A 15916-nucleotide genomic window follows, 5' to 3' on the forward strand; every position below is an offset into this window, starting at 1 on the left:
GATCCAGCCCAGCCGAGGCCGCCAGCGATGACCAGCGAATCCATGACCTACCGCGATGCCGGCGTCGACATCGACGCCGGCGAGGCGCTCGTCGAGCGCATCAAGCCTGCGGTGGCCACCACGCGCAGGCCCGGTGTGCTCTCCGGGCTCGGCGGCTTCGGCGGGCTGTTCGAGCTGCCCCAGGGCTATCGCAACCCGGTGCTGGTGTCGGGCACCGACGGCGTCGGCACCAAGCTCAAGCTGGCGGTCGCCGCCGGGCGCCACAGGGGCGTCGGTATCGATCTGGTGGCCATGTGCGCCAACGACATCGTCGTCTGCGGCGCCGAGCCGCTGTTTTTTCTGGACTACTACGCCACCGGCAAGCTCGCTGTCGACACCGCCGCGGCGGTGGTCGAAGGCATCGCCGAGGGCTGCAAGCGCGCCGGCTGTGCGCTCATCGGCGGCGAGACCGCCGAGATGCCCGGCATGTACGATGCCGGCGACTATGACCTCGCCGGGTTCTGCGTGGGCATCGTCGAGAAGGACGCCATCCTCGAGCCGAGCCGCGTCAAGCCGGGGGATGCGCTGATCGCGCTCGCCTCCAGCGGCCCCCACGCCAATGGCTTCTCGCTGATCCGGCGACTGCTGGAGACGAGCGGCACCAGCCTGGAGCAGCCGCTCGATGCCACCGCTGAGGCGCTCACCACCCTCGGCGATGCCCTGCTCGCCCCCACGCGTATCTACGTCAAGCCGGCACTCGCGCTGATCCGCCACGGCGGCGCGCGTGCGCTGGCCCACATCACCGGCGGCGGCATCACCGAGAACCTGCCGCGGGTGCTGCCGGCGGGCACCAAGGCCGTGGTGGACCTGCGCACCTGGTCACCGCCGCCCGTCTTCCGCTGGCTCCGGGACACCGGCAACATCACCCAGGCGGAGTTGCTGCGCACCTTCAACTGCGGCGTCGGCATGATTGCATGCGTGCCCGCCGAGCGTGCAGCGGGCGCCTGCGGCTTGCTGCGCACCGCCGGGGAGCAGGCCTGGATCATCGGCCGGGTGGAGGCGCACCGGGGCAAGCCTGTCGTCGAGTACGCCGGTGGCCGTTGATGCGCCGCGACCCCGCTTGCCCGTGGTGGTGCTCATCTCGGGTGGCGGCAGCAATCTGCAGGCCCTCATCGACGGCTGCCAGGCCGGCGAGCTCGCCATCGACATACGCCTGGTGGTGAGCAACCGCGCCGACGCCTATGGGCTGACACGCGCTGCCAGCGCTGGCATCACAACCCGGGTGCTGAGCCACAAGGACTTCGGCAGCCGCGTCGAGTACGATCAGGCACTGGCCACACTGCTCGGTGGATTCGCCCCTGGGCTGGTGATCCTCGCGGGCTTCATGCGCATACTCACACCCGCCTTCGTGGCTCGCTTCCGTGGGCGCATGCTCAACATTCATCCCTCGCTGCTCCCCAAGTATCCGGGTCTGCACACCCATCAGCGCGCCCTGGCGGCCGGCGACAGCGAGCACGGCGCCACCGTACACTTCGTCACCGAGGCACTCGACGGCGGCCCGCCGGTGCTCCAGGCGCGGGTACCGGTGCTGCCCGGCGACGACGCCGGGCGCCTCGCCGCGCGGGTGCTGGCGCAGGAGCACCGACTCTACCCGCTGGCGGTGCGCTGGTTCGCCGCGGGTCGATTGCGCCTCGACGGCACCGGCCGTGCGCTGCTCGACGGCCGGGCGCTCGATGCGCCGGTAGACCTCACCCGGACAGCCGGCGACTGAGCCGCGCCCGTCGACGCAGCGCATGTTGGACCGAGCCAATGCGTAACTCGAAATTCCAGAATCTTGACCCCACAAGCATCGACGTAACCGAACTGTTTCGGCGCAGGCATTGAGCCCGAACCGGCAGCCCGACTCGGCATTCCGCAGCCATGGCCCATCTCAACCTCAAACATCTGCGCTATTTCTGGTCCGTCGCCAGCCACGGCTCCATCGCCCGCGCCGCAGACATCCTGCATCTCACCCCACAGACCATCAGTGGTCAGCTGCGCGAGTTGGAGGAGCAAGTCGGCGCCAAGCTGTTCACCAAATCCGGACGCGGGCTTGCGCTGACAGAGACCGGACGGCTCGTGTTCTCATACGCGGACGAGATGTTTCGCATCGGCGACGAGCTCGAGGACGTGCTCGCCGGACGCACCCCCGGCGGCGGACTCACGCTCAACGTCGGCGTGGCCATGGTGGTGCCCAAGCTGCTCACCCACCGGGTGCTGGCACCGGCTCTGAGCATGGACGAGCCGGTTCGACTGCAGTGCGTCGAGCGCCCGTTGACCGAGCTCCTGGCGGACCTGTCGGTGCACAAGCTGGACCTGGTGCTGACCGACAGCCCGCTGAATCCGGCGCTCAGCATCCGCGCCTACAATCATGCCCTCGGCGAGACGCCGAGCGTGTTCTGCGCCGCCCGCCCACTCGCCGCCCGGCTGCGCGCCGACTTTCCGCGATCGCTGGACGGCGCGCCCATGCTCATGCCAAGCAACCACAGCGCCCTGCGCCGGGCGCTGGATCAATGGCTCGACCGCCTGGACATCAAGCCGCAAGTGGTGGCAGAGATCGAGGATCGCGCCCTGATGAAGACCTTCGGCGAGGCCGGCGCAGGCGTGTTCAGCGTACCTCAGGCCGTGGAAGACGACGTGCTGCGGAAATACGACGTGGAAATCGTCGGCCGCAGCGACGAAGTCACCGAACGGTTCTACATCATCTCGGCCGAGCGTCGCATCAAGCATCCGGCGGTGTCGGCCATTACCGAGACGGCGCGCAGCGGACTCTTCTCGCACCGCCAACCGCTGCCCGCATCGGTGCGAGCGCAGGCGGCGGAAAGCGACCGCTGAACACACCGGCGGGTATTCGGCGCGTCGTCCGCCGCCGTCGGCGCACCCGGCGGACGCCGCGCGCTTGTGCCGGCGCCAATCCGGACTCCCTATGCACGAACACCTCTAACCACCAATGCCCTGGCTCGTCGCCCCACTGCTGCTGCTGGCTGCCCTCGCCAGCCTGACGCACCTGGAAACACACCGCCTCGAGGCGCGCTTTCCGCCCGTGGGTCAGTTCGCGAAGATCGATGGTCTGCGCCTGCACTACCTGATCGCCGGCCCCGAAGACGCCGACACCGTGCCCATCGTCCTGTTGCACGGCGCATCCACCAGCCTGCTCGACTTCCGTGCGAGCCTGTTGCCACCGCTGGCGCAACAGCATCGCGTCGTCGCCATCGATCGCCCCGGCCATGGCTACAGCGAGCGCCGGGCGCGCGCCGATGGCCACGGCGCGGGCGGTGCGAGCCAGTGGCCCGATCCCGCCGAGCAGGCACACCTGCTGCACGAGCTGCTGCTCTCCCTCGGCATCGAGCGCCCGGTGCTGGTGGGACATTCGCTGGCCGGGGCCGTGGTGCTGGCCTACCTGCTCGCCTATCCCGACGACGCCGCCGGCGGCGTGCTGCTGGCGGGCGGCAGCCACCCGTGGAAAGGCGGCGTCTCCTGGTACAATGATCTCGCCGGCGTGCCCGTGGTGGGCAGCCTCTTCGCCCACACCATGCCGCTCACGCTTGGCAGGTTGCTGCTGGGCGACGCCCTCAACGGCACTTTTGCACCCAATGCGCCGCCGCCGGATTATCTGGCGCGCACCGGCGTCGAGCTGACGCTGCGCCCGGACACCTTTCTCGCCAATGCCGAGGACGTACGCTACTTGAGCCACTTTCTGGAGCGCCAGAGCGCCCACTATGCCTACATCCGCCGACCCCTGCTGCTCATCACCGGTGACGCGGACGATGTCGTGCCGGCCTGGAACCATACCGATCGCCTGGTGCGGCAGGCACCCCTGGCGGAGGTGGTGCGCCTGCCGGACATCGGTCATGGGCTGCACCATGTGGCGACGGCGCGGGTGGCTGCGCTCATCGACGACTTTGCCCGGCGCACCGCCTCCGAGCCCATGGCATCGGGGCGAGCCGAACCATGAGCGGGCATCGGCCACCGCCCGAGACCGGCGCGACGGCGAAGATCGCGCTGCCGGCGGCGATGCGCGGCTGCCGGGACGGGGACGGGGACGGGCACGGGGACGTGGCGCTCTTGGCAGCACTGACGCCGATCATCGCCGCTCATCCGCTGCTCACGGTGGCAACCGAGCAGGGCGGCCGCGTCGATCCGGCCAGCGTGCGCATCACCTTGCTGCAGCGCGATGGGCTTGGAGACCGGCTGCGCCTGGGCGTGCTTGCTGAGGAGATCGTCGGCGGCTGCAGCTGTGGCGATGCCCCCTACAGCGCCGGCTTCTATGCCGAGCTGACGCTGCGACTGGACCTGCCCGGCGGCACGGGCGAAATCGCGCTGGTGAGGGACTGAGCGGCGAGAGACCCCGTTTGGCATCGCGTAGGATGATGCGTGTGCCACGAAACCCGCCTCACCTGCCCCCGCATGACCGATACCCCCCCACCCACAGTCCACCTGCACAGCGACGGCGAGCAAGTGACGCTGGTGCTCGGGGGCAGCTGGCGGCTGGATCAGCGTCTGCCGCGCCTGCTGCGCGCCGAGCGCCTGTTGGCGCAGGTGCCGGCGGCGACGCGGCTGCGTTTCGACACCGCGGCGCTGACGGGCTGGGACTCCGGGCTGGTCACCTTCGTCGCCGGCCTGGAGCAGCTCTGCCGCACGCGTGGCATCGCCTGCGACGTGGACGGCCTGCCCGCCGGCCTGCGCAAGCTCCTGGAGCTGGCCCGCTCCCTGCCGCAGACCGGACGCGGCGGCCATGCCATGCAGCCGGCGCCGTCCTTCCTGACCCGCCTCGGCGGCGATGCGCTGGATCTGATCCAGTCCACCGGCGAGATCATGGAATTCTTCGGCGAAGGCACCCTCGCCTTTCGCCGCTTCCTGCTCGGGCGGGCGCGCTTCAAGCACTCGGACCTGTGGCTGATCATGCAGGAGGCCGGCGCCGACGCCCTGCCCATCGTCGGGCTGGTGAGCTTTCTGGTGGGCATGATCCTCGGCTACATCGGTGATCAGCAACTGGCGGAGTTCGGTGCGCAGATCTATGTGGCGGATCTGGTCGGGCTCGCCACCGTCATCCAGATGGGCGCACTGGTGACCGCCATCGTGTTGGCGGGCCGCACGGGTGCCGCCTTCGCCGCGCGCATCGGTACCATGCAGGTCAACGAAGAAATCGACGCACTGCGTACCCTCGGCATCTCGCCCATGGAGTTCCTGGTGCTGCCGCGCATGCTGGCGCTCATCGCCATGACGCCGCTGCTGGCCATCTACGCGGACTTGCTCGGCATCCTGGGCGGGGCCTTCGTCGGCACCGTCGTCGGCGGTATCACCCTGTCCGCCTACCTGACCCAGACCCAGCTCGCCATCGGCTGGAATCACATCATCCAGGGCCTCATCGCCGCGACGGTCTATGGCGCCATCGTCGCCGCCTCGGGTTGTCTCAGGGGCATGCAATGCGGGCGCAGCGCCGCCGCCGTGGGCGAGGCGACCACGTCGGCGGTGGTGACGGCCATCGTCTTCATCGTCATCGCCGCGGCGGTGCTCACCATCATCTTCGACGCGGTGGGGCTGTCGTGAGCGATGCCGAACACGAAGCCGGCGTGGCGTCGGCGCCGGTGCATATCCGCCTGGAGGGCATCTCGCTCGGCTATGGCGAGACCCTGGTGCAGCGGGATCTGACATTCGACATTCACCGCGGCGACGTCTTCGTCATCATGGGGGGCAGCGGCTGCGGCAAGAGCACGGTGATGCGCTGTGTCACGGGCCTGCTCGCGCCCTGGTCCGGGCGGGTGCTGCTCGGCGGCGAGAGCCTGTGGCAGCTGTCGGCGGCGCGACGCAATACGCTGATGCGCCGCAATGGTGTCATGTATCAAAGCGGCGCACTCTGGAGCTCCATGACCCTGGAGGAGAACATCTGCCTGCCGCTGGAGCAGTACACCCGGCTGGCGCCGGAGCAGATGCGCGCCATCGCCGAATACAAGCTCGCCCTGGTGGGCCTGGCCGGTTACGGCGACCATTATCCCGCGGAGATCAGCGGCGGCATGCGCAAGCGCGTGGGCGTGGCCCGCGCCATGGCCCTCGACCCCGAGATCCTCTTCTTCGACGAGCCGTCGGCGGGGCTGGACCCCCTCTCGGCCCGCCGGCTGGACGAGCTGATCCTGGAGCTGCGCGACAGCCTCGGCACCACCATGGTGGTCATCACCCATGAGCTGGACAGTATTTTCACCATCGCCGACGATGCGGTTTTTCTGGACGCTGACAGCAAGACCATGCTCGCCACCGGCAACCCCCATGCGCTGCGCGATCACAGCCCGGTGGCGCAGGTACGCGCCTTCTTGACCCGCGGCGAGGCCGATATCGATGCCGTTGCATAGCACCAGCCAGAGGCCCGCACGCCGCGAGCCCGCGCTCCGGGCTGACCGACGGGGTGCCTGTGTGGAGTCTGCGGCGCCGAGCGCTGGCGCCGCGGTTGGTACGCCATGAGCAAGCAGGCCAACCCCACCGTCATCGGTAGCTTCGTGCTCGGCGCACTGGCGCTGGTGGTGGTGGCCATCCTGGTGTTCAGCAGCGGCGCCTGGATGCGCGAGCGCATCCCGATGGTGACCTATTTCACCACCACCGTGCAGGGGCTGAACGTCGGCAGTCAGGTGCTCTTCCAGGGCGTGCCCGTCGGCCAGGTGACCAGCATCGGCGTCGACTACGAGTCGGGGCGCGAGCGCTTTCGCATCCCGGTGCGCTACGAGATCTGGCCCCGGCAGATGCATGTGCTGGAGGCGTCCGGCGAGGCACAGGGAGCGCTGAAGTCCCTGCTGCGGGAGCTGGTGGCCGAGCGTGGCCTGCGCGCCAAGCTCGAGTCCGTGAGCTTTGTGACGGGGCAGTATGTGATCACCCTGGGACTGGACCCGAGCGCGGCGTCCACGAGCGTGCCCCAGGAGAGCCGGGGCCCGGTGCAGGTGCCACCGACACCCGCCACCCGTGACCAGGTGGAGGAGATGCTGCAGACCATCGACATCGGCGAGCTCGTCGGCGCCGCCACTGGCACACTGCAAGCCCTGGAGGCGCTGCTGCGCTCACCGGACCTGCAATCGTCACTGCAGAATCTGGACCACACCCTGGCCGGCACCCGCACCGCCCTGACGGCGCTGAACACAGAATTACGCCCCCTGCTGCAGCGCGCCGATCAGACCATGACGGCCTACGGCGAGCTGGCCGCCACGCTCGAGGCGCGCGTGGACCCACTCGCCACTCGGATCGAGCAGCACCTGGACGACGTCAGCACCGACATTTCCCGCTTGACCCGCAATCTTGATACACGAATAGAACCCATCACAGACGCCGCCACCGACGCCCTCGGCGAGGCCGAGGCGGCCATGCGCGCCATCGCCGACTTCGCCGGCGAGGGCTCGGCAACCCGCTACGAGCTCTCCGAGCTGTTGCGGGAGGCGACGCGCGCCGCACGCTCGCTGCAGAGCCTGGCGGACTACCTCGAGCGCCACCCGGAATCTTTGTTGCAGGGCAAGCGCTGAAGGCGGCGGCGGACACGACCGCATCGACCCCGGGGATACGCGCTCAAGTGCTTGACATGACAGGACAGAATTTCCACACTGAAGCTCGTCGTGCGCGCCCGGCTGACCCGTGTGCGATCCAGCGTGCGCGTGTGAGGCTGCATCGATGTGCAACGACCGTCGCCAGGGCATGACACGTAAGCTCTACATCCAAACCTACGGCTGCCAGATGAACGAGTACGACTCCGCACGCATCGCGGACGTACTGCGCGCATCCCACGGCGCGGAGCTCACGGACCGCCCGGAGGCGGCGGACATCCTGCTGCTCAACACCTGCTCCATCCGCGAGAAGGCGCAGGAGAAGGTGTTCTCACAGCTCGGGCGCTGGCGCCCCTGGAAGACGCGGCGCCCGCATCTGATCATCGGCGTCGGCGGCTGTGTGGCCAGCCAGGAGGGCGAGGCCATCCGCGAGCGCGCGCCCTACGTCGATCTGGTGTTCGGGCCGCAGACCCTGCACCGGCTGCCGGCGATGCTGGACGCCCTAATGGGCGAACGGATGGGCGAACGGGCGCCGCAGATCGACGTCTCGTTCCCGGAGATCGAGAAATTCGACCGCCTGCCCGAGCCCCGCGCCGACGGCCCCAAGGCGTTCGTCTCGGTGATGGAGGGCTGCTCCAAGTACTGCACCTTCTGCGTGGTGCCCTACACCCGCGGTGAGGAGATCAGCCGGCCCTTCGATGACGTCATCGCGGAGGTTGCGAGTCTCGCCGAGCAGGGTGTGCGCGAGGTCAACCTGCTCGGGCAGAACGTCAATGCTTACCGCGGGCCGATGCACGACGGCGAAATCGCCGACCTGGCCCTGCTGATCCGCTATGTCGCCGCCGTCGACGGCATCGAGCGCATCCGCTTCACCACATCCCATCCGGTGGAATTCTCCGACAGCCTCATCGAGTGTTACCGGGATGTGCCGGCGCTGGTGAGCTTCCTGCACCTGCCCGTGCAAAGTGGCTCCGACCGCATCCTGGCGCAGATGAAGCGCGGCCACACGGCGCTGGAGTACAAAGAAAAAATCCGCAAGCTGCGGCACGCCCGCCCGGGCATCAGCGTCTCGTCGGATTTCATCATCGGCTTCCCCGGCGAGACCGACGCCGACTTCGACGCCACCCTGCGCCTGGTGACGGACATCGGCTTCGATCAGTCCTTCAGCTTCATTTACAGCCAGCGCCCGGGCACCCCGGCGGCGGCGCTGGCGGACGACGTGCCCCACACCGTGAAGCAGGCGCGCCTCGCGCGCCTGCAGCAGCAGATCAATCACCAGGCCCAGGTCATCAGCCGGCAGATGGTGGACGGGGTCCATCGGGTGCTGGTGGAGGGCCCATCGCGCAAGGACCCGCACCAACTCGCCGGCCGCACCGAAAATAACCGGGTGGTGAACTTTACCGGCCCCGCATCCCTGATCGGCACCTTCGTCGACCTGCGCATCACCGAGGCCCTGCCCAATTCCCTGCGCGGCGTCCTCGCCGATTCCCGCCGGGCGCCAGCGCATGCCGCAACAACGACGACACGAGCCGCCGCCTCTTGAACCCCCACTTGAGCGCCGAGCCCTACAGCATCGACCTTGAGCTGGCGCCCGCCGACAACGCGCGCCTCTCCAGCATGTGCGGGCCCTTCGACCAGCACCTGCGACTCATCGAGCGTCGGCTCGGCATCGAGATCAGCAACCGTGGCGTGAGCTTCCGCATCGTCGGTGAGCCGGCCGCCGCCGCCGCCGGCGAGCAGGTGCTGCGCGAGCTCTACGCGGCCACCGAAACCGAGACCGTCTCCCCGGAGTCGGTGCACCTGCAGCTCCAGCAGGCGAACGCCGAGGCCGCGGCGGAGGCCGCCGCCGAGCGCCTGCCGGATGTCATCATCAAGACCAAGCGCGGCCTGGTGAAGGCGCGCGGCGCCACCCAGCAGGCCTATCTGCACGCCATCGTCACCCATGACATCAGCTTTGGCATCGGCCCCGCCGGCACCGGCAAGACCTATCTCGCCGTCGCCTGCGCCGTCGAGGCGCTGGAGAGCGAGCGCGTGCGCCGGCTGCTGCTGGTGCGCCCGGCGGTGGAGGCCGGCGAGCGGCTCGGCTTCCTGCCCGGCGACCTGGCACAGAAGATCGACCCCTACCTGCGCCCCCTCTACGATGCCCTGTTCGAAATGCTGGGCTTCGAAAAGGTCAACAAGCTCATCGAGCGCAATGTCATCGAAGTCGCGCCGCTGGCCTACATGCGCGGGCGTACGCTGAACGACGCCTTCATCATCCTGGACGAGGCCCAGAACACCACGCCCGAGCAGATGAAGATGTTCCTGACCCGCATCGGCTTCGGCTCCACCGCCGTGATCACCGGCGATGTGACCCAAATCGACCTGCCCCGTGGACAGCCGTCCGGGCTCAAACAGGCCATGGCGGTGCTCAAGGATGTGCCGGGCATCGGCTTCACCCTCTTCCACGCCCGCGATGTGGTGCGTCATGCGCTGGTGCAGCGCATCGTCAACGCTTACGATGCACATGATCGCCGCCAGGATCATCGACCCGAGGGCGACAGGCGCTCGCGGCACGGTCATGGAGCCGCCGGCGGCCAGCCCGAAGACACCAGCGACCACTCGTGAGCAACAGCACCCCGCCCGCCGCCGCCCGGGACGGTGAGCCGCCGCCATCCCCGGCCGCCGCACCCGAGCTGCGGCTGAGTGTGCAGCGCGCCTGCCATGCGCCGGACCTGCCGGACGACGCGCAGCTCGCCGCCTGGGTGCGTGCCGCCCTGCTCGCCGGCGCATCCCGGCCGCGTCCCGCCAGCGCGCTGGCATTGCGCATCGTCGACGCCGACGAAGGCGCGCGGCTCAACGAAACCTATCGCGGCAAGCCCGGCCCCACCAATGTGCTGTCGTTCCCCTTCGAGCCACCGACCGGCCTGCCCCCGGAGGCACTGGCGGCGCTGGAGGAGGAACTGGGCACGGACCTGGAGGCAGAGCTGGGTGACCTGGTGATCTGCGCACCGGTGCTGCGCCGGGAAGCGGCCGACCAGGGCAAGACCCTCGCCGCCCACACCGCACATCTGCTCATCCACGGCACCCTGCACCTGCTCGGATACGATCACATCGAGCCGGCGCAGGCGGCCCGCATGGAGGCGCTGGAAAGCGCCATTCTGCGCGAGCTCGGATTTCCCACACCCTACGAGGTCCCCGAGGACCCTGATGACCAGCGATCGAGCGCGTAACGACGCGCAACCCACGTCCCCATCCATCCCCCAAGTCATCCCCCAAGCCATCCCTTGGCGCAAGCGGATCTGCCGCCTGCTGGGCCAGGAGCCCAAGGACCGGGCCGGACTCATCAACATCCTCCAGGACGCCGAGCGCAGTGGCCTGCTGGACCGCGACGGCCTGGGCATGATCGAAGGTGTCATGCAGGTCGCGGACCTGCGCGTCGGTGACATCATGATCCCGCGGGCCGAAATGGTCAGCGTCCGCCGCGATGATCCGCTGGAGCGCATCCTGGAGATCGCCGTCGACTCCGCCCATTCCCGCTTCCCGGTCACCGGCGAGGACAAGGGCGAGGTCGTGGGCATCCTGCTCGCCAAGGATCTCCTCGCCTACTGCACCGAAAGCCGCCGCCAGGGCGCGTTCAACATCCGCGATCACCTGCGCGGGGCCGTCTTCGTGCCCGAGAGCAAGCGGCTCAATGTGCTGCTGAAGGAGTTTCGCTCCAGCCGCAATCACATGGCCATCGTCGTCGACGAGTACGGCAGTGCCGCCGGACTCGTCACCATCGAGGACGTACTGGAGCAAATCGTCGGCGACATCGAGGACGAGCATGATCACGACGAGGGTGCCTTCATTTTCAAGCGCGGCAAGGGCGAGTACACCGTCAAGGCCCGCACCAGCATCGAAGACTTCAACGACTACTTCCAAAGCAGCCTCGACGCCGAGGCGTTCGATACCATCGGCGGGCTGGTGATCAACGCCTTCGGCCGCCTGCCCACCCGCGGCGAGCGCACGGAGATCGCAGGCTTCCGCTTCACCGTCATGCGTGCCGACAGCCGGCGGGTGCATCTGCTGACGGTGCGCCCGCCGGCCATCGCAGCCGAATGATGCATCTTGAGCGACATTCCCGACCTCGTTAGACTCCAAACGTCGCTCGACTTGCGCGCACAGGGTCACTGAGATTTCCTATCCCTCATCGGGCAAACGAAAAGAGGACGTCCTTTGCAACACGTGATGGAAGCATTCGCGAACCGGATCCGCGACTACTACGAGGACTTTCTCGACCCGCTGGCAGAACAGTTCCTGTTCCGACGTCCGCCCACGGTGGGTGAGTTGCGTCGGCCGCCGCAGGTCTTGCTCTTGGGCAATCACTCATCGGGCAAGTCCACCTTTGTGAACCATCTCCTGGGCGAAGACGTTCAGAAGACTGGCGTGGCCCCCACGGATGACGGGTTCACCATCATCACTTATGGCGCGAGCGCCACCGAGCGAGACGGACCTGCGGTTGTGAGTAATCCGGACCTGCCCTACGAGGGGCTGCGGCACTTCGGTGACCAGCTGGTCTCGCATGTGCGGCTGAAGCTGCGCCCCGCTGAACTGTTGCAAACGGTGACGCTGATCGACAGCCCGGGCATGATCGATGAAGCCAAAGCCGAGAACGGGCGTGGTTTCGACTTTCCGGGTGTGGTGCGCTGGTTCGCCGAACGATCCGACCTCGTGATGGTCTTCTTCGATCCTGACAAGCCTGGCACGACGGGCGAAACACTCCAGGTCTTCCGCGAGTCCCTGGCAGGCATCGATCACAAGATGTTGATCATCCTGAACAAAGTAGATCAGTTCCAGAGCTTGCACGACTTTGCGCGGGCCTATGGGGCCCTCTGCTGGAACCTCGGCAAGGTGATCCCGCGCAAAGACCTGCCGATGATCTACAACACCTTCGTCCCGCTGGCCGATAAACCGCAGTCGCGCCTGCCGATGGAGGACTTCGAGAAGGCGCGCAGCGATCTGATCGCTGAGCTACGCCGCGCACCGACCCGGCGTATGGACAACCAGATCACACAGATCCAGGCCTATGCCGAGCGGCTGCGGATGCACGCGATGGTGATCGACAAGGCGGCCGACCGGTTCAAATCCATCCGCGCACGCTGGCGGGGTCTCTGGTTGCTGCTCTTCGGCGCACTGGGCGCCGCCGCCTTTGGCATGGGCATGGTCGTGGCGCTGCCAGCGATCGCATTGGCGGCAGTCCTGGTGTTCGCTTTCATCCAGTACATTCTGCTCCCGCGGACCAAACGACGTCTGATTGCCCGCTTCGACCAGATCTTCGAAGGGCTGCACGACCGAGAGCTGCTGTTGCGTGACCGGGCCGAGGACTTGCGCATGATGTGGGAAGAGGTCAGCCCACGCGCCCGCGAGATTGCCGAAAAGAGCGGTCTCCAGTCATTCGCGAAGATGAGCTGGCAAGACCGCGAGCACCTGGAGGAACTGACAGGCGAGCTGATCCCGCAGCTTCGGAGCAAGCTCTACGACGCCATGCGTGATGGCCGGGCGGCGGCACCCGCCTCAGGCCAGGATCGCCCGGCGCCGCTCCCCGCTTCGAAACCGCGTCGCCCGCAACTGGTTGAAGGCGGCAGGTCCGAGGCGCCCAAGCGTAAAACGTTCTTCTAAGGTGAGCCGCCTGAAGTCAGCTCCGGGTTCCCGTGCAGGTGCCTGAGCGCGGGTACCCCAACGCGGCCGCAGCGTCCATGCCGGCCTTGGCCTCAAGCGAAGCCCTGTAAGACCCAGCCCGCCGCCAACACGCCGACGGCGGCTATCCAGCTGCCGACGACCCGCAGGGCGATGCGCAGCGCGGGGCGCTCGAGTGAGACCGTCACCGCCGCGGCCAACAGGCCAAGTATTAGCACCGCCGTCCAGAGGCCGGCGAAGGCGACGGCACCGGCTCCGGTGTCGGCCGCAACGAGCCCGCCGCCGAGCCCGCAGACGATGCCCGCAGCCGCGGCGATGGCTGCCACGACCAGCGCAGGGGCACGTAAGCCGGCTGCCACGGCGACACCCGCCAGGGTCAGCAGGCCGATCTTGAGCGCGTCCAGGGCGGGGGCGGCCTCGGGGGCCGCAGCACCGATCCACATCGCGCCGAGCCAGGCGACAGCCCACGCGATGGGTAAGGCAATGACCGCCCAGCGGGCCGGCGCCCTGCCGCTGTGCCCCGCCAGCACGACCACCGCGAGCAGCGCGAGCAGATCCAGCGGTGACAGCAGCAGGTGCAGCGCACCGTCGTAGAACGGACCAAGTCCCGAGCTGACGAGGTGAGCCTGCGCGGCGCCCGGCAACAGAAACAAGACGAGCGCTACTGCACGTGATGTGCACCAAAATGCCCGCAGGCACGGTGCGCCGGTGACGGATAACGCCCTCCCCGATGGCCCGGGGCTCAAGCCAGTGCCCCCCAGAGAAAGTAGAGCCCGCCGGCCAGCACCATGGACCCGGCGGCGCGCAGCAGCACGCGGCCGGTCTCCCGGTGGTGGATCAGCCCGAGCGCGATGCCGGCGGCGTGCAGCAGGCCGGTGGCGATCACGAAACCGATGCTGTATCGCAAAGCGCTGTCGCCATCGGCCATCTCGGTGCCGTGGGCGTGGCCGTGGAACACGGCGAAGCAGGCGACGATCGGGATGGCCACGGCCAGCGGCAGCCGGACCTGACCCAGGATCAGCGCGCCCAGCACCGTCGCCGACAGTGCGATGCCAACCTCGATCGCCGGCAGTTGCCAGCCCGCAAGCCCCGCGAAGCCGCCGAAGGCCATCAGCAGCGGGAACACCACCGGCAGCAGCCAAATGGCCGGTCGGCCCAGCTGTGCGCCCCAGATACCTACCGCCACCATGGCGAGCACATGATCCAGGCCCGACACTGGATGATTCAGGCCGCTCAGGAAGCCGCCGCTGGCGCCGGCCTCGAGGTGGGCCAACGCGGGCAGCGGCGCGAGCAGCATCGCGGCGCTCAGGAGCGCCGGCGCCACCCTGCCCGAGCATTCCTTCGCACCGATGTGATCAGCCGCGGTTGGCTCGCAGCCGGAACCGGGGTAGGACGCTTCGGCGAACAACCTTGCCGGGGTAAGCAAGACGACCACGTCAGCCATGGTCAGCATTCCTCTCGGCTTGGTCATGAGTATCCTCCGCTCGTTGGAGTAGGGGTACGATGAGCCCGTTTCGGACCCCTTGCTTGACTTGCGGGCCGATCTCGTGTGTATGCCCGCCATCGCATGGCTTTTGTTGATCGCACGACGCTCCCGCAACAGGCGTTGACATCAACGCTAACCTGACTGCACTCGCCGGCACGAGATGACGGGTGCAATATCCGACATGCGGCCAGAAGCGAGCGCATGAGCGGCGGCGAGAAAACCGTATCGCAGACCAAACTGAGAGTTTTCGAGATGCGAAGCGAAAACGCGGTTTCCGCTTCGCTCCATGGCGGGCACTGCGCCCCGCATGGGCGCCCCGAATTGTTCGGGGTGCCCTTGAGCGAGCCGGCCATCAGGCCATCATGAGCACAAGGGCCTTCGATCCCATGAATCAGCAACCCGATCCCTCCGAGCACGCGGCGAGACAGCGGCGGCGAACCGGCGCTGGCCCGATGCAGACCATGCGCGCAGTCGTGGCACTCTGTGGCTGTATCGCGGCTACGCCGGCGGCGGCGGAGCGCGACGAAGGGGGCTCGACCGCCGATGATTGGAGCTTCTCTGTTGCGCCCTACTTCTGGGCCGCCGGCATCGAGGGGACGACCGGCACACTGCCCGGACTGCCGCCGGCGAAGGTGGACATGCGCTTTGCGGACATCTTCGACGACCTACAGCCTTCCGGCATGGTCTTCTTCACCGCCAGCAAGGGTCGCCTGGGGTTTGCAGCAGACCTCCAGTACGTCGAGACAGAGGCAAAGAGCCATGCGCTTGCGCCGCTGTTCGGCCAAGAGAGACTGCGCTCGACCAGTGTCGTCGCGTCCGCGCTGGTGAACTATCTGGTGCTCGACGACGGCCGCCTGAGCATGCGTCTGGGTGGCGGCGCACGCTTGTGGTCCGTGGCTACGGACGTGAAGCTGTCCGGCGGCCTACTCCCGGCACGCAGGCGCTCAAGCGATGAGACCTGGGTCGATCCCATCATCGGCGGCGGTGGCGTCTTCGCGCTGAGCCCCAAAGTCTCCGCGCGCGGCTGGGCCTACATCGGGGGATTCGGCGTCGCCTCGAACCTGACCGCAGATCTATTCGCCGGACTCGACTATCGCTTCACCGACTCGATATCCGCGACCATGGGCTACCGCTGGGTCAAGGTCGACTACGACAAGGACGACTTCTTATACGACGTACGCCAGCAAGGCATCGCCACTGGCGTCATATTTGCCTTTTGAGAGGTCTCTGCAGGCGG

General features: G+C 67.9%; 16 protein-coding genes. 14 read left to right on the forward strand and 2 right to left on the reverse strand.

All coding sequences use genetic code 11. The features are described 5' to 3' along the window. Positions 1 to 27: 27 nt before the first annotated feature. The 13 genes from purM to QZ588_RS02195 all read left to right on the forward strand — a co-directional run bounded on the left by purM (position 28) and on the right by QZ588_RS02195 (position 13175). On the forward strand, positions 28 to 1083 hold the full coding sequence (gene purM, locus QZ588_RS02135; protein ID WP_295539309.1) for a phosphoribosylformylglycinamidine cyclo-ligase: 1056 nt from the start codon (positions 28 to 30) through the stop codon (positions 1081 to 1083). Beyond that, the gene (gene purN, locus QZ588_RS02140; protein WP_295539312.1) at positions 1073 to 1750 is read left to right on the forward strand and encodes a phosphoribosylglycinamide formyltransferase; all 678 of its coding nucleotides are present in this window, start codon (positions 1073 to 1075) and stop codon (positions 1748 to 1750) included. The genes purM and purN overlap by 11 nt, the downstream gene beginning before the upstream one ends. 149 nt (positions 1751 to 1899) lie before the next feature. Further along, complete coding sequence (nhaR, locus tag QZ588_RS02145; protein ID WP_295539315.1) at positions 1900 to 2853, forward strand: transcriptional activator NhaR; 954 nt, start codon at positions 1900 to 1902, stop codon at positions 2851 to 2853. Between the two features lie 115 nt (positions 2854 to 2968). After that, complete coding sequence (locus tag QZ588_RS02150; protein ID WP_295539318.1) at positions 2969 to 3973, forward strand: alpha/beta hydrolase; 1005 nt, start codon at positions 2969 to 2971, stop codon at positions 3971 to 3973. Then, the gene (locus QZ588_RS02155; RefSeq protein WP_295539320.1) at positions 3970 to 4353 is read left to right on the forward strand and encodes a hypothetical protein; all 384 of its coding nucleotides are present in this window, start codon (positions 3970 to 3972) and stop codon (positions 4351 to 4353) included. The genes QZ588_RS02150 and QZ588_RS02155 overlap by 4 nt, the downstream gene beginning before the upstream one ends. Positions 4354 to 4425: 72 nt before the next feature. Then, positions 4426 to 5568, forward strand: a complete 1143-nt coding sequence (locus tag QZ588_RS02160; protein WP_295539323.1) for an ABC transporter permease — start codon at positions 4426 to 4428, stop codon at positions 5566 to 5568. Positions 5569 to 5591: 23 nt separating this feature from the next. Then, positions 5592 to 6365, forward strand: a complete 774-nt coding sequence (locus QZ588_RS02165; protein WP_295539468.1) for an ATP-binding cassette domain-containing protein — start codon at positions 5592 to 5594, stop codon at positions 6363 to 6365. Between the two features lie 105 nt (positions 6366 to 6470). Beyond that, positions 6471 to 7517, forward strand: a complete 1047-nt coding sequence (locus QZ588_RS02170) for an MlaD family protein (protein ID WP_295539325.1) — start codon at positions 6471 to 6473, stop codon at positions 7515 to 7517. Between the two features lie 169 nt (positions 7518 to 7686). Beyond that, positions 7687 to 9078 carry a tRNA (N6-isopentenyl adenosine(37)-C2)-methylthiotransferase MiaB gene (miaB, locus tag QZ588_RS02175; RefSeq protein ID WP_295539471.1) on the forward strand — a complete coding sequence of 464 codons (1392 nt, stop codon included), beginning with the start codon at positions 7687 to 7689 and terminating at the stop codon, positions 9076 to 9078. A gap of 8 nt (positions 9079 to 9086) precedes the next feature. Next, entirely contained in the window at positions 9087 to 10142 is a 1056-nt protein-coding gene (locus tag QZ588_RS02180) for a PhoH family protein (protein ID WP_366929527.1), read from the forward strand. Beyond that, positions 10139 to 10747 (forward strand): rRNA maturation RNase YbeY, encoded by a 609-nt coding sequence (ybeY, locus tag QZ588_RS02185; protein ID WP_366929525.1) that lies wholly within the window; start codon positions 10139 to 10141, stop codon positions 10745 to 10747. Before QZ588_RS02180 ends, ybeY begins: the two co-directional genes overlap by 4 nt. Beyond that, a complete protein-coding gene (locus QZ588_RS02190; RefSeq protein WP_295539328.1) occupies positions 10725 to 11618 on the forward strand; it encodes a transporter associated domain-containing protein in 894 nt (297 codons plus the stop codon). Before ybeY ends, QZ588_RS02190 begins: the two co-directional genes overlap by 23 nt. Before the next feature lie 126 nt (positions 11619 to 11744). After that, a complete protein-coding gene (locus QZ588_RS02195) occupies positions 11745 to 13175 on the forward strand; it encodes a dynamin family protein (RefSeq protein ID WP_295539331.1) in 1431 nt (476 codons plus the stop codon). A 92-nt stretch (positions 13176 to 13267) separates the two neighbouring features. Here QZ588_RS02195 and QZ588_RS02200 read toward each other — a convergent pair whose 3' ends face one another. Beyond that, positions 13268 to 13846 (reverse strand): HupE/UreJ family protein, encoded by a 579-nt coding sequence (locus QZ588_RS02200; RefSeq protein ID WP_295539334.1) that lies wholly within the window; start codon positions 13844 to 13846, stop codon positions 13268 to 13270. Positions 13847 to 13935: 89 nt separating this feature from the next. Then, on the reverse strand, positions 13936 to 14664 hold the full coding sequence (locus QZ588_RS02205; RefSeq protein WP_295539335.1) for a HupE/UreJ family protein: 729 nt from the start codon (positions 14662 to 14664) through the stop codon (positions 13936 to 13938). A 476-nt stretch (positions 14665 to 15140) separates the two neighbouring features. Between QZ588_RS02205 and QZ588_RS02210 the strand changes: the two genes are divergently transcribed. After that, positions 15141 to 15899 carry a hypothetical protein gene (locus tag QZ588_RS02210; RefSeq protein WP_295539338.1) on the forward strand — a complete coding sequence of 253 codons (759 nt, stop codon included), beginning with the start codon at positions 15141 to 15143 and terminating at the stop codon, positions 15897 to 15899. The last annotated feature ends 17 nt before the right edge of the window (positions 15900 to 15916 follow it).

This window comes from uncultured Thiohalocapsa sp. (assembly GCF_913062725.1).
GTDB lineage: Bacteria > Pseudomonadota > Gammaproteobacteria > Chromatiales > Chromatiaceae > Thiohalocapsa.